Below are 12,889 nucleotides of genomic sequence, written 5' to 3' on the forward strand. Positions count from 1 at the left end.
AGATCACCCAACCGTCCTGGAAGGAACAATCATCAGATGTCATACGCAGCAGCCGTCGCCGAGGGCATCTGGGCGGCGGGCGCGACGCGGGTCGGCTACGTCCCCTCGGTGACCGTGGCGCCGATCATCGGCGCGCTGGTCGCCACCGACGGCGGGGCGGACGGGATCTCCCCGCGCGTCACGCCACTGTCCCGGGAAGAGGAGGCGATGGGGGTGCTGGGCGCCGTTGCCCTCACCGGCGGGCTCGGCGCGGTCGTGATGCAGGACAACGGCTTCGGCAACGCGCTCACCGCCCTCACCACGTTCCCACTGGCCTACCACCTGCCGCTGCTCGTCTTCGCGAACACCCGGGGCAGCCTCGGCGAGTACAACTCGATGATCCACGCCATCAGCCAGCCGGTGCCGGCGATCCTGCGCGCGGTCGGCGTACCCGTGATCGAACTGGACCGGCGCAGTGGCGCCGACGACTGGCGCGACACCGTGCGGGAGGCCGGGGTGCTCGCCGTCATGACGTATCGACCCGTGGTGGTCCTCGGGTCCTTCTGGAACACCGACGGGAAGGTCGCCTGATGAGACGGATCGACGCACTCGACGCACTCGCGGAGCTGACCGACCGGCATCCGGTCGTCGTGACGTGCGCGGCGACCAGCCGCGAGTTGGCCGCGGTGAAGGACAGCGACAACCACCTCTACCTGCTCGACGCGATGGGCCTCGTCGGGTCGGTGGCGACCGGGCTGGCACTCAGCCTGGCTCCGGCGGCGCCGAAGGTCGTCGGCATCGAGGGGGACGGCTCGCTGCTGATGAACCCGAACGTGCTCGCCACCGGCGGTTACCTCGCCCCTGCCAACCTGCTGCTGGTGCTGCTCGACAACGGCGTGTACGGGTCGACCGGCGCGCTGCCGACGTACTCAGCCAAGATCGATCTCGAGCGGCTGGCCGCCGCCGCGGGATGGACCACCCGTACGGCGGACACCGTCGCCGGGATGACGGCCGCCTTCGCCGAACTGCTCGCGGTGCCCGGACCGGGATTCCTGTACGCCCGGATCGAGCCGGGCAACGCCCAGGGTGTCGCCAAACTGCTGATCGATCCGGTGTCGATCACCAATCGGTTCACTCGCTGGCTGCGCGAGACGTACCCAGCCGCCGAGGTCGCGGCGTGACCGGCATGACCGGCATGACCGGCGCGGACGCCGGCGTCGTCACGGTGAATCCGGCAACCGGCGAGGAGTTGGACCGCTATCCGTACACCAGGCCTGAGGACATCGACCGGGTACTCGACACCGCCGCCGGCTCGCCCTGGGGCCGGTCGAGTGTCGAGCGGCGGTGTGCGGCGATCCATCGGCTGGGCGACATCCTGGCGCACCGGCGGGAGTCCCTTGCCGCGCTCGTCACCCTTGAGACGGGCAAGCCCATCCGGCAGGCGAGAGCCGAGATCGACAAGTGTGTCGGCGCCTGCCGCTTCTACGCCGACCAGCTGCCCGAAATGCTCCGGCCGGAGACCTTCGACATCGACGGCGACACCGCCGTCGTGCGGGTCGCGCCGATCGGCGTCGTGCTCAGCATCCTGCCCTGGAACTACCCGTGGTGGCAGGTGATCCGGGCGATGCTGCCGGCGATCGGGGCGGGCGACACGGTCGTGCTCAAGCACGCGGAGTCGGTCACCGGCAGCGCGATGGCGGTCGCGCAGGTGTTCCAGGATGCCTTCGGCGCCGGCGTCCTGCAGACCGTCGTCGTCGACCCGGCGACCGCGTCGGAGCTGATCGCCGACCGGCGAATCGCCGCCGTCACCTTCACCGGCAGCGACCGGGTCGGGGCGTTGGTCGCTGCCCGCGCCGGTGCCGCGATCAAGAAGTGCGTGCTCGAACTCGGCGGATCCGACCCGTTCATCGTCCTCGCCGACGCCGACATCCCGGCGGCGGCAGCGGCGGCGGTCGAGTCGCGGTTTCTCAACAACGGCCAGAGCTGCATCGCGGCGAAGCGGATCCTCGTCCACCGCGACGTGTACGACGAGTTCGTGGCCGCGCTGGTGCCGCAGGTCATGCGGTTGGTCGTCGGGGATCCGGCCGACGAGCGGACCGACGTCGGTCCGCTCGCCCGGAACGACCTGCGCGACCTGCTGCGCGAGCAGCGCGGCCGGGCGCTGGCGGCCGGCGGCCGGATCCTCGCCGAGGTCGCCGCGCCGGAGACTGCTGCGGGCGCCTGGTTCTCGCCGTCGGTGATCGAGGTGGACAGCGACTCGGTCCTGCTGAGCGAGGAGACATTCGGGCCGCTGGGCGCGCTCACCGCCGGCGCGGACGACGACGAGCTCGTCGCCTGCGCGAACTCCTCCCGGTACGGGCTCAGCAGCAGCGTGTGGAGCGCCGACGACGACCACGCCGGGGCCGTGAGCGCCCGGATCCAGGCCGGCGCGGTCTTCGTCAACACGATCTCCGCGACCCACCCGCGGCTGCCCACCGGCGGTGTCAAGGCCAGCGGGTACGGACGCGAGCTCGGCCGGTGGGGGGTGCACGAACTGGCGAACGTGCAGGCGCTGCGTATCCGTACCGGGGGAGGTACGCGGTGACGGCGCCACTCGCCGCGACCTCGTCGCTCACCCGGCCGGCCGACCGGTTGGCGGGGATCGTTCCATCGCGTATCCGGGTGGTGTTCGACCTGGCCGCGGAGCTGGAGGCGCGCGGGCACCGCGTCATCCACCTCGAGATCGGCCGGCCCGACTTCGACACCCCGCAGGTGGTGAAGGACGCCACGGGCGCGGCGCTCGCCGCCGGGCGGGTGCACTACGGACCGAACGCCGGTTCGTGGCAACTGCGTGCGGCGGTTGCGGCGACGCTGGCAGCCTCCGGTGGCCCACGCTACGACCCTGGGTCGGAGATCCTGGTCACCATCGGCGCGAGTGAGGCGGTGTTCCTCGCCGTCATGGCGTTCTGCGAACCGGGTGACGAGGTCATCGTGCCTGTTCCGGCGTGGCCGGCGTACGAGGCATGCGTGCGCCTGGCCGGAGCGACGCCGGTGTTCCTCCCGCTCGACCCGGACGACGACCACGTCCTCGACCCGGCGCGGGTGCGCCGGCTGCTGACGTCCCGGACCCGGATGGTGGTGGCGTGCACGCCGCACAACCCGACCGGCGCGGTCGTCGACCCCGGTCGGCTCGCGCACCTCGCCGGCATCCTGCGTGGGAGCCGGGTGCTGGTCCTGGCTGACGAGATCTACCGCGAGCTCGTTTACGACGGCACCCGGCACGTTCCCGTCGCGACGGTGGCCGACCTGGCCGAGCGGACGATCACCGTCGGCGGGTTCGCGAAGGCGTACGCGATGGACGGGTGGCGGCTCGGCTGGCTCGCCGGGCCGTCGGGGCTGGTGGCGCCGGCGCTGCGGGTCCGGCAGTTCACGACGACCTGCCCGCCGACCTTCCTGCAGGACGCGGCGATCGTCGCGTTGCGCGATACCGCGACCGAACGCGAGCAGATGCGCCGGGCGTTCGCGGTCCGTCGCGCGGGCGCCCTGGAGCTGCTGGGGCGGCAGCGAATCCTGCGGGTCGGGCGGCCGTCGGGGGCGTTCTACCTGTATCTCACCTATCCGGAACAGCTCGGCCCGGCCGACGAGTTCACTCTGCGGCTGCTCGAAGACGAGCACGTGGCGGTCGTGCCGGGGACCGCCTTCGACCCGACCGGGCGGGGCAGGCACGCTATCCGGGTGTCGTACGCGGCGTCGCTGGACGACGTACAGGAGGGGATCCGGCGTCTGATCGACTACGCGACCGTGCGCGCCGACGGTGCGTGACCGGCGATCGGTCAGCGGGCGTCGGTCAGCGGTAGGCGCGCAGGAAGGCGTCGACCCCGTCGGTGATGATCGCCGACAGCTCCGCCGATTCGGCCGCCTGCGCCTGCTGCCACCGGTCCGCGACCATCTCCAGCGCAAGGCTGACGGTGAGGGCGGTGAAGTGCCGCGCCGCGAGGCGGGGGTCCGGGGCCCGGATTTCGCCCGTGGCGGCGAGCCCGGCGAACCGATCCTCGAGCATCCGTTCGGGGCGGTCACGCACCGTCTCCGGGAGGCGCGGAACCGACCGCTGTTGGGAGACCAACCGGCGGAAGGCGACATAGTCGGACGAGGGGAAGGTCTGGTTGACGATGCGGTGCCCGAAGGCGGTCAGTGCCTCACGCAGGTCGCGCCCAACCGTCAGCTCCTCGTCGATCGCGGCACGAACGGTGCTCACCAGCGCGTCGCTCACCCGTTCGAGCACCCGCAGGAAGACGGTCTCCTTGTCGCCGAAGTGGTCGTAGACGGTCCGCTTGGACACCTGGGCGCGCGCCGCGACCGCGTCCACGCTGGTGCGCTCGTACCCCTCGGTGATGAACAGGGTCTCGGCCGCGTCCAGGATCGCGGCCTTCTTGCCCTCGGACCGCCGCCGGCGGCCGGGGGTCTGCACGTCCGCGATAGCCCTCGACACGGTCACAGCGTACGCCCAGCCGGGCGCTATCCACACCGGCAGGTGCACTTGCCGGGCAATAAGTAAACTATTTAGTGTGTTTTGTCTCAGGGGGTGGGGCTATGGACAACAGGTTCAGGCGCGTGGCGTGCCTGGTCGACAGCATGCCGGCGGAGGTCGCCGCGGACGAGCCCTGGATCGTCGTGGCGACGGCGCCCGCGACATCCGGCGGCGGGTCACCGCGCCCCGTCGCCCTGACCGGCGACGAGCTGCAAGTTTGGGTGCGACGCCAGGTGGCGGTCTGGCCGGCACCCATTCCGATCGGCGTCGACCAGCCGCAGTCGCGGTCCGGAGGTGTCACCTTCGCGTCGGCACACCTGACGGCGGGACCAGCGGGCCGGTACCACTGCGCGTTGGAGGCGGACGGCTCGTCGCTGTTCGCGCTCGCGGTGGGCGCGCTGCGCGACAGTCCAGATGACGGCGCACAGGTCTGGGCGCTCGGGGAGGGCGCGGTGGCCTGGCTCACCGTCGCGACGCTGCGGCTGGCGGCAGCTTACGCCGAGTACGTGGGCGCCCTCGGCAACGCCGTGGTCCAGCTGGGCATCGCCTCGGGCAGGCCGGGCGGCGGCGCCGTGCCGTACGAGGTGTGGCGCCACGGCGATCACGGTTACGCGCCGGCGGGGCGTCGGCTGGTCCGCGTCGAGCCCGCCAGCCGGCCGGTCGACCTCGCCGCCTGCCTGTCCGCCGACCTGACGAAGGTCTCCCGGGCGTTCGTGGTCGAGGTGCTGCGGCAGTTCGGGCTCGCCGGATCCCGGCACTTCACGCCGGCTGGAGCGCTTCGCTGCCGCAACTTCACCGGGTACGACGAGCGGATCCGGGCCTGGGCCGAGGCGATCGGGGTGCCGTTCGAGTCCTGAGTCCGACCGAATTCGCCGTCGCCGCCCCGACTTACTACACTAAACGGTGTAGTTTAGTTTTCGGAGGGGGAGGCACATGCCAGCGAACAGGTCGAGATCCCGAGAGACGCCGGCCGTCGGCATCCGGGCGTACCGACTGACAAAGAGGTACGGCACCAGGGTCGCGGTGGACCAGTTGTCCTTCACCGCCCAGCCCGGGGTCGTCACCGGGTTCCTCGGCCCCAACGGGGCGGGCAAGAGCACGACGATGCGCATGCTGCTCGGCCTGACCGCGCCGACCGCCGGCACCATCACCATCGGCGGCCGGCACATCACCGACCTCGACGACCCGGCGCGCACCGTCGGCGCGCTGCTGGACGCCCGGGCGGTGCATCCGCACCGCACCGCGTCCGACCACCTGCTGGCCTTCGCCCAGACCATGGGCCTGCGCCGCGAGCGGGTCGACGAGGTGCTCGACCTGGTGGGGCTGACGCATGCCGCCGGGCGCCGGACCGGCGAGTTCTCCCTGGGCATGAACCAACGGCTCGGCATCGCCACGGCTCTGCTCGGCGACCCCGGCGTCCTGGTGCTCGACGAGCCGCTCAACGGCCTCGACCCGGAAGGAATCCGCTGGATCCGTACCTTGATGCGCGATCTCGCCGGGGAGGGACGTACCGTCCTGTTCTCCAGCCACCTCATGTCGGAGATGGAGCTCACCGCCGACAACCTCGTCGTCGTCGGGCAGGGCCGCCTGATCGCCGAGGCAGCCCTCGACGACTTCGTCCGGGCCAACACGACGCAGGCGGTCACCGTCCGGGCCGTGTCACCGGCCGAGCTCGCCCGAGCGCTGGACCGGGTCGGGATCAGCTACACCCCCGGGCCGGCGTCCTCGTTCGTCGTCACCGGGGCGGACACCGCGACGGTCGGCAAGGTCGCTGCGGCGGAAGGGATCGTCCTCGACGAACTCACCCGGGTGCGCGAATCGCTGGAAGACGTCTTCCTCCGGCTCACCCACGACGTCACCGAGTACGAAGGACATGCGGCATGAACCTGCTCCGCTCCGAATGGACCAAGCTCCGTAGCGTCCGCGGCACCTGGATCGCGGCGGTGAGCACCGTTGCCTCCGCAGCGGTCCTCGGCGTTCTCGGGATCTCCGATCTGCTCGGCGGGTCGCCGGCCGACCTGCCCGACGGCTGGGACCCGACCGCGACGAGCCTGCGGGGCTTCCTCTTCGCGCAGCTGATCATCGGCATGCTGGGCGCGCTCAGCGTCACACCCGAGTACGGCACCGGCATGATCGGAACCAGCCTCGTCTTCGTCCCCGCCCGGTCGCGCCTGCTCGCCGCCAAGGCCACCGTGGTGGCTGCGGTCGCGCTCGTCGTCGGATTCCTCACGACGGTGCTCAGCTTCGGCGTCGTGCAGGTGGTACTCATCGGTGCGAGCCTCCCGGCGGCAGGTCCCGGCGACCCGGGTGTCGTCCGCGCACTCGTCGCCGGCACGCTCTATCTGACGCTGATCAGCCTGCTCGGGGTCGCCGTGGGCAGCCTGACCCGGTCGACCACCGCCAGTCTCGCGGCGCTCGTCGGCGCACTCCTGCTCGTGCCGGCGCTCGGGCCGGGACTGCCGGGGGCCCTCGGAGACTTGTTCGCGCGGTACTGGCCGGTCACCGCCGGGCAGGCGGCGTACGCCGTCGTCCCGGTCGACGGCGTCGCCCCCGGACTCGGACTGGGGCTGCTGGCACTCGCCGCTGCCGGCACCGGCGTCGCCAGCCACGTGGCGCTACGCGTCCGCGACATCTGACGGCGCCGGTGCCGTGGTCGCGGGCCGCCGTGAGATCGACGTCCCGTACCGTCCGGCTGCCATTGCCTGCGGCTCGGACCTGACCGGGCAACGGATTACCCGTCAGCCGGAGATACTTGAGTCGTCACCGATGGTCCTGACGGTCTGGGAGCGCCCAACATGTCCGTTCCACCTCGGGTGTGGTCAGCCACGCTGCTCAGCGCAGTGGTCATCGCCGCCCTCGTCGCCTGCTCTGCTCCGGGCGACGACGACCTGGACGACGGTCCGTCTGAGCCCACCAGGAAGGCCCTTTCGTTCGCTGCCGTCGAGGACCTCGGTCCGGCGTGTGAAGACATCGAGGGCGGCTATCCCGACGCGCCCGAGTACGTCGGCGACGGCCCACATCCCATGGCGGTCCTGGTCAACGAGTTCGACACCGACGTCCAGTTCAACGATCCGGACTATCGAGAGTGGAAGCTGATGAACAATGTGTCCACCGGTGACCCGCTGGACAAACCCGACTCGCCTTCAGAAGTCACACTGCTGGCCTGCGGCTTTACCCGACCGGGCGACGATCTGATTGACAAGTGCTCATACAAGGCGCCCCTCGGCCTCACCGCGTCGATCGAGTACCCCTTGTACAACAAGCACTACACGATGGTCGTCTACGAGCTGCACACCGGCCGGGAGGTCGCCAGGGCAGAGCTGGACGCGCGGTTCCGACAGTCGACCCCGACCTGCCCGTTCACGGTCGAAGGCAACTTCGAAAAGATCTACGCGAGGTCACTGAACCTGCACCTGTACGAGCCCTTTCGCGACCTGGTGACGGAGCCCGCCACGTGACAGCTGGCAGGCTGCGGCGGAGCGACTCCCGCGCCCGGCACCGCATCCGGTCAGCGCTCCAGCTTGGGGAGCCCCGGACCCGTGACGCGGTGGGCCGAGGGCTCCCCGCAGCGGTACGGCGGGTGCGGGCAGGGTCAGTGGGCCGGGGCGGGCGGGGCGGCGACGAACGCGTACCAGGCACCAGGGGAGAAGATCAGGGTCGGCCCGCCGGTGTCCTTGCTGTCACGGACCAGCACCCGCCCCGGCAGGTTGTCGGCGACCTCCACGCAGTTGCCGCCGTTGCTGCCGCTACGGCTCGACGTGCGCCACTGCGGCGCGCTCTTCATGCTCATCGATCACCCTTCAGTTCCCGCCGGTGCTCGTAGGCGATCCCGGCCGCGTTCAACGCCTTCGCCAGTGCCGATTTGCTGAACCCCGGCTTACGGGAGATCGGCGTCAGTCGTACATCCACCAGGCGACTGACCCCGGCCGCGCGCAACTCCGCGATCAGCCCGTCGACACTGCGGCCTTCGTACCCGATGCCGATCAGTCCGGCTGCTGGCGAGATCACTTCCTCACCCTGCCACATTCGGTGCTGCGGTAGGTGCCCAGCGTGCCGGTGTGCCGTCGAGGCGGGCGCCTCGACGGCACACCGGCGAACGATCCGGCTCGACGTGGTCAGACCACCCGAACCTCGAACGTGTCCATGTCCAGCACGCGGAACTTGTAGTAGAAGTCGCCGAGGTCGCTGCCGCCAAGAGTGTTCTGGGCGGACGGGATCATGCAGGCACTGAACCCACCGGAATCGCCCTGTGCCCGGGTCGGCAACCAGTGTGCCTGGCAGCTGAAGCCCTGACCGGTGTTCCAGTTGATGAAGAAGAACTGCCGGCCGTACGGCTGCATCGACGCGCCCTGGTAGGTGGACGCGAACGGGTACTCGTCGCACTGCATGCCGGCCGGCCGGGGATAGTTGGCCCCGGTCGGACAGGCCGCCGCCCGGTTCGCCTCCCGCAACGCGTCGCTCTGGGTCCTGGTCAGGACCCGCGGCAGGCCGTAGTTCAGGGACAGCCGGATGTGGTAGGCGTAGTCCGGGTAGCGCGAGGACGGGATGTCCAGCACCGGGCGCACCGTGTCGTAGACGCAACCCGACGGGTAGCCGCCGAGCGCGATGTCGCAGCGGTGCGCTCCCGGCGTGGTGATCAGGGAATTGCTCGTCCCGTTGACCCACAACGAGTTGGCGAACCAGAACTTGATCCCGCCCTGTGCGGCCCACCGGACACCACTCATCGGGCTGGAGAAGTAGCCGGCGGCCGAGTGGGTGACACCCGGCATCGCCGTCCCACCGATCGGGGTGCTGCCGGTCACCGTACAACTGGCCAGACACTGCGGTTCGGCGTACATGTAGGTGCCGGTCACGGCCGCGCCGGCGTTCTGCCCGGTGACGTAGTCGGCCCGGTAGTGGAACGACTGCGACCAGCGAAGCGACGAGTAGTCGAGCGTCGTCAGGCTCGACACGGTGTAGCCGATCGTGCCGATGATCTGGCCACTGGGCACCAGGAAGATCAGCAGTACGCCGTCCTCGACGACGCACGAGGCGACCCGGGTCTTCGTGGTGCTCCCGCCACAGATGTCGACGGCGAGCGACCGGCCGCTTCCGTCCGTACGGTCGGCGGAGGCGTCCTTGCGTACGGTCGTCCTGCGCAGGCAGGTCGCTGGCCCGGACGCGCCGGCGGCCGCCAGCCGCGTCGCGGTGCGCACGATGTCGTCGCCGCACTCCGACGTGCCCGCGTCGACCGTCCCGGCCGCCGCGACGGTCGACGCCGACGGCACGGCCCCGCCCGTCTCCGACACCGGTACCGCCGACGCCGATGTCACCGGCAGGACCGCCGCCACCAGCCCCAGTACCACCCCGGCGATCCCGATCCTTCTTTTGTCCACCTTAGATTCTCCCTCCACCACGGCGTTGGGTGAGGATAGGCGCACATCTCTGGACATTCTCTGGTCAATCGATGGCCGGCATCCCTACACTTCCGGCGTGCTGGTGGTCCGGGTGCTCGGCCGACTACGCGTGTGGCACGGCGCAAGCGAGCTGGACATCGGCCCACCGGCCCGCCGCCACATGCTCGGCCTGCTGGCGCTCAACGCCGGCCGGCTGACCACCCGGCGTGAACTGGTCGAGTCGATGTGGGGCGAGCGGCCACCGTCCAGTGCGATCAACGTGCTGCACACCCAGGCCAAGCACCTGCGGCGGCTGCTCGACCCGCAGCGCGTCCCGCGTGACCAGGACGGCGTGCTGTCGACCGTCGGCGACGGATATCTGCTGCGTCTGCCGGAGGACGCCCTGGACCTGCACCGATTCCGACGCGCGGTGCGGGCCGCGCAGGCGGCGGCCGACCAGGGTGATCCGGGGCGCGCGGTGACGCTGCTGCGCGACGCGCTGCGGCTGTGGGAGGACGATCCGCTCTGCGACGTGCCGGCGCTCGACGACCATCCGACCGTCTGGGGAATCAAATCGGAACGCCGCCAGGCCCAACTGTCCTACTGGGAGCTGTCGCTCCGGTCGGGCGGCGCGGCAGAGGTGGTCGCCGCACTGACCGCCGAGGCCGCCGCACATCCACTCGACGAGGCGGTGCAGGCGATGCTGATCCGGGCGTACCAGGCCACCGGTCAGCGGACACTCGCGTTCGAACGCTACGCGGCGACCCGGCACGCGCTCGCCGAGGAACTGGGCGTCGAACCCGGGGCGGAGCTGACGCAGGCACACCGGCACCTGCTCGACGGGTCCGGCGACAGTCCGACGCTGACCGTTCCGCGCCAGCTGCCGGCGCCGGTGCCGGACTTCGTCGGCAGGACCGGCGAGCTCGGCCAGCTCGACGCCGTGCACGCCGCCGGCACCTGCGGTGTCGTGGTGATCTGCGGTACGGCGGGGGTGGGCAAGACCGCGTTCGCCGTGCACTGGGGCCACCGGCGCCGGGCCCGGTTTCCCGACGGCTGGATCCACCTCGACCTGCGGGGCGACGAGGCGGAACACGCGGTGACTGCACACGAGGCGCTGGGGCGGCTGCTCGCCGCGCTCGCGGTGCCCGACGCCGAGATCCCGTCCGACACCGGCGCGCGGGCCGCCCGCTGGCGGACCGCGACCGACGGCCGCCGCCTGTTCGTGCTGCTGGACAACGTCGCCTCGGCCGACCAGGTCCGACCGTTGCTGCCCGGTAGCCGCGCCGCCCTGGTGGTGGTCACCAGCCGGGACCGGCAGGCCGCACTGGTCGCCCTGCACGGGGCGTACCGGATCGAGCTCGACCTGCTGCCGCCGTCGGACGCCGCCGGGCTGCTCACCAGGCTGCTGGACGACCGTGCCGGCACCGATCCGGCCAGCGTCGACTCGCTCGCCGCGATCTGCGCCCGACTGCCGCTCGCGTTGCGGCTGGCCGCCGAGTACGCCGCGGCGCAGGCGCACCTGCCGCTGGCCGGGATCGTGTCGCAGCTGCGTCAGGCCAGCCCGCTGGACCTGCTGGACGCGGGCGGTAGCGCGGCGATCCGGCACGTCTTCGGCTGGTCGTACCAGCGGCTGGACGCTGCGACACAGCGCCTGTTCCGGCTGCTGAGCCTGCACCCCGCACCGTACTGCACGCTCGCCTGCGCGGCTGCCCTGTCCGGTGCCGACGAGGTCGCCACCGGACAGCTGATGCGCCGACTGACCAGCGCCCACCTGATGCGGTGCGATCCGCTGGGCCGCTACGCCTTCCACGACCTGCTTCGGGCGTACGCCGCCGAACTGAGCCTCACCGCCGATGAGCCGGCGGACCGCGACGCGGCGGTCGACCGGCTGCTGACCCGCTACGTCGACACCGCCGTGGCCGCGAGCGACGCACTGCACCCGGAGTGGAGCGCGAACTGGCAGCGCGCCGGGCTCGCGCTCAAGCCCGGTGGCGAGCGGCTCTCCCCGGACGCCGCGTTGGCCTGGTTGGACGGCGAACTGCTGTCGTTCGCCGCGATCTGCCGGTTCGCCCGCCGGCACGGGCGGCCGGAGTACGCGGTGAAGCTGGCCGCCGCCGTGTACCGCTACCTGGAGGCGGGGTACGGCGTCGAGGCGACGGCGATCCACGAGCAGGCCATCGACGCCGCCCGCGAGCTCGGCGACCTGGCAGCGGAGGCGCATCTGCGGACCAACGCGGCCGTCGTCGAACGGCTGCTCAGCCGCTATGCATCGGCGGCCGCTGAGCTCGGTCGGGCGTTGGAGCTGTGTCGCCGGACCGGCAACCGGCACAGCGAGGCACGGATCCTGTCCAACCTGGGCATCGTCGAGGAGCGGTTGGGTGAGCTGGCCTCGTCGGCTGCCCGGCACCACGAGGCGGTCGCGATCTACCAGGAGATCAACGACGCGCACGGCCAGGCCTCGGCGCTGACGAACCTCGGCAACCTCGAGTCCGCCGCTGGCGATCATGCCTCGGCAGCGGAGCGGTTCCTGGCCGCGCACGACATCTTCGCCGCCCTCGGCGCGCGGACCGGTCAGGCCATCGCGTTGACCAACCTCGGTGACGTCCACATCGCGCTCGGCGAGGACGTCCACGCCGCCGGCCGGCTATGGGAAGCACTCGTCCTGTTCCGGGAGATCGGGCACCGTGACGGCGAGGCGACCGCCCTGAGCAACCTCGGGACCGCGCTCAGCCGGCAAGGGCTGCACCAGGAGTCGATCGGATCCCTTCAGGAAGCGCTGGGGATCTTCCGTGACACCGGGAACCGGTACGGCGAGGCGAGCGTGCTGAACGCGATGGGCGACGCCCTGTCCGCCCTGGGGCGCGACGACGACGCGGTCGAGCGGTACCGGTCGGCGTTGGCGATCGCCGGCGAGACCGGCGACTCCGACGAGCGGAACCGGGCGGTCGCCGCGCTCGACAGGATCGGCACGGACCGACCGACGGCCTAGTCGGGCCCGGCGAACGTCGCGCCTGTTCAATCCGGCCCG

13 protein-coding genes are annotated in these 12,889 nt (G+C 71.3%); 9 read left to right on the top strand and 4 right to left on the bottom strand.

The window, feature by feature from the left end:
- Positions 1–36: 36 nt before the first annotated feature.
- The 4 genes from O7629_RS05370 to O7629_RS05385 are packed head-to-tail and all read left to right on the top strand — an operon-like array spanning position 37 to position 3,780.
- On the top strand, positions 37–570 hold the full coding sequence (locus tag O7629_RS05370; protein WP_278167838.1) for a hypothetical protein: 534 nt from the start codon (positions 37–39) through the stop codon (positions 568–570).
- Positions 570–1,160, top strand: coding sequence for a thiamine pyrophosphate-dependent enzyme (locus O7629_RS05375; protein ID WP_278167840.1), 591 nt, complete (start codon positions 570–572; stop codon positions 1,158–1,160). The genes O7629_RS05370 and O7629_RS05375 overlap by 1 nt, the downstream gene beginning before the upstream one ends.
- 5 nt (positions 1,161–1,165) lie before the next feature.
- Positions 1,166–2,563 (top strand): aldehyde dehydrogenase family protein, encoded by a 1,398-nt coding sequence (locus O7629_RS05380; RefSeq protein ID WP_278174418.1) that lies wholly within the window; start codon positions 1,166–1,168, stop codon positions 2,561–2,563.
- The gene (locus O7629_RS05385; protein WP_278167842.1) at positions 2,560–3,780 is read left to right on the top strand and encodes a pyridoxal phosphate-dependent aminotransferase; all 1,221 of its coding nucleotides are present in this window, start codon (positions 2,560–2,562) and stop codon (positions 3,778–3,780) included. Before O7629_RS05380 ends, O7629_RS05385 begins: the two co-directional genes overlap by 4 nt.
- Before the next feature lie 25 nt (positions 3,781–3,805).
- Here O7629_RS05385 and O7629_RS05390 read toward each other — a convergent pair whose 3' ends face one another.
- Positions 3,806–4,447 carry a TetR/AcrR family transcriptional regulator gene (locus O7629_RS05390; RefSeq protein ID WP_278167844.1) on the bottom strand — a complete coding sequence of 214 codons (642 nt, stop codon included), beginning with the start codon at positions 4,445–4,447 and terminating at the stop codon, positions 3,806–3,808.
- 122 nt (positions 4,448–4,569) lie between these two features.
- Here O7629_RS05390 and O7629_RS05395 point away from each other — a divergent pair, with 122 nt between their 5' ends.
- The 4 genes from O7629_RS05395 (at position 4,570) to O7629_RS05410 (ending at position 7,944) form a co-directional block, all read left to right on the top strand.
- Positions 4,570–5,343 carry a hypothetical protein gene (locus tag O7629_RS05395; RefSeq protein ID WP_278167845.1) on the top strand — a complete coding sequence of 258 codons (774 nt, stop codon included), beginning with the start codon at positions 4,570–4,572 and terminating at the stop codon, positions 5,341–5,343.
- A gap of 76 nt (positions 5,344–5,419) precedes the next feature.
- Positions 5,420–6,370 carry an ABC transporter ATP-binding protein gene (locus tag O7629_RS05400; RefSeq protein ID WP_278167846.1) on the top strand — a complete coding sequence of 317 codons (951 nt, stop codon included), beginning with the start codon at positions 5,420–5,422 and terminating at the stop codon, positions 6,368–6,370.
- Positions 6,367–7,122 carry an ABC transporter permease gene (locus O7629_RS05405; protein ID WP_278167848.1) on the top strand — a complete coding sequence of 252 codons (756 nt, stop codon included), beginning with the start codon at positions 6,367–6,369 and terminating at the stop codon, positions 7,120–7,122. Before O7629_RS05400 ends, O7629_RS05405 begins: the two co-directional genes overlap by 4 nt.
- A gap of 204 nt (positions 7,123–7,326) precedes the next feature.
- Positions 7,327–7,944 (top strand): hypothetical protein, encoded by a 618-nt coding sequence (locus tag O7629_RS05410; RefSeq protein ID WP_278167849.1) that lies wholly within the window; start codon positions 7,327–7,329, stop codon positions 7,942–7,944.
- 134 nt (positions 7,945–8,078) lie between these two features.
- Here O7629_RS05410 and O7629_RS05415 read toward each other — a convergent pair whose 3' ends face one another.
- The 3 genes from O7629_RS05415 to O7629_RS05425 all read right to left on the bottom strand — a co-directional run bounded on the left by O7629_RS05415 (position 8,079) and on the right by O7629_RS05425 (position 9,861).
- Positions 8,079–8,276 (bottom strand): DUF397 domain-containing protein, encoded by a 198-nt coding sequence (locus O7629_RS05415; RefSeq protein ID WP_278167851.1) that lies wholly within the window; start codon positions 8,274–8,276, stop codon positions 8,079–8,081.
- Positions 8,273–8,494, bottom strand: coding sequence for a DUF488 domain-containing protein (locus O7629_RS05420; RefSeq protein ID WP_278167853.1), 222 nt, complete (start codon positions 8,492–8,494; stop codon positions 8,273–8,275). Before O7629_RS05420 ends, O7629_RS05415 begins: the two co-directional genes overlap by 4 nt.
- 107 nt (positions 8,495–8,601) lie before the next feature.
- Positions 8,602–9,861: a hypothetical protein gene (locus tag O7629_RS05425; RefSeq protein WP_278167855.1), complete on the bottom strand. Its 1,260-nt coding sequence runs from the start codon at positions 9,859–9,861 to the stop codon at positions 8,602–8,604.
- Between the two features lie 97 nt (positions 9,862–9,958).
- On the opposite strand from O7629_RS05425, the gene O7629_RS05430 reads away from it, so the two are divergent.
- Positions 9,959–12,850: a tetratricopeptide repeat protein gene (locus O7629_RS05430; protein WP_278167857.1), complete on the top strand. Its 2,892-nt coding sequence runs from the start codon at positions 9,959–9,961 to the stop codon at positions 12,848–12,850.
- Positions 12,851–12,889: the final 39 nt, after the last annotated feature.

The sequence above is a fragment of the Solwaraspora sp. WMMD792 genome, assembly GCF_029626105.1.
Classification (GTDB): Bacteria; Actinomycetota; Actinomycetes; order Mycobacteriales; family Micromonosporaceae; genus Micromonospora_E.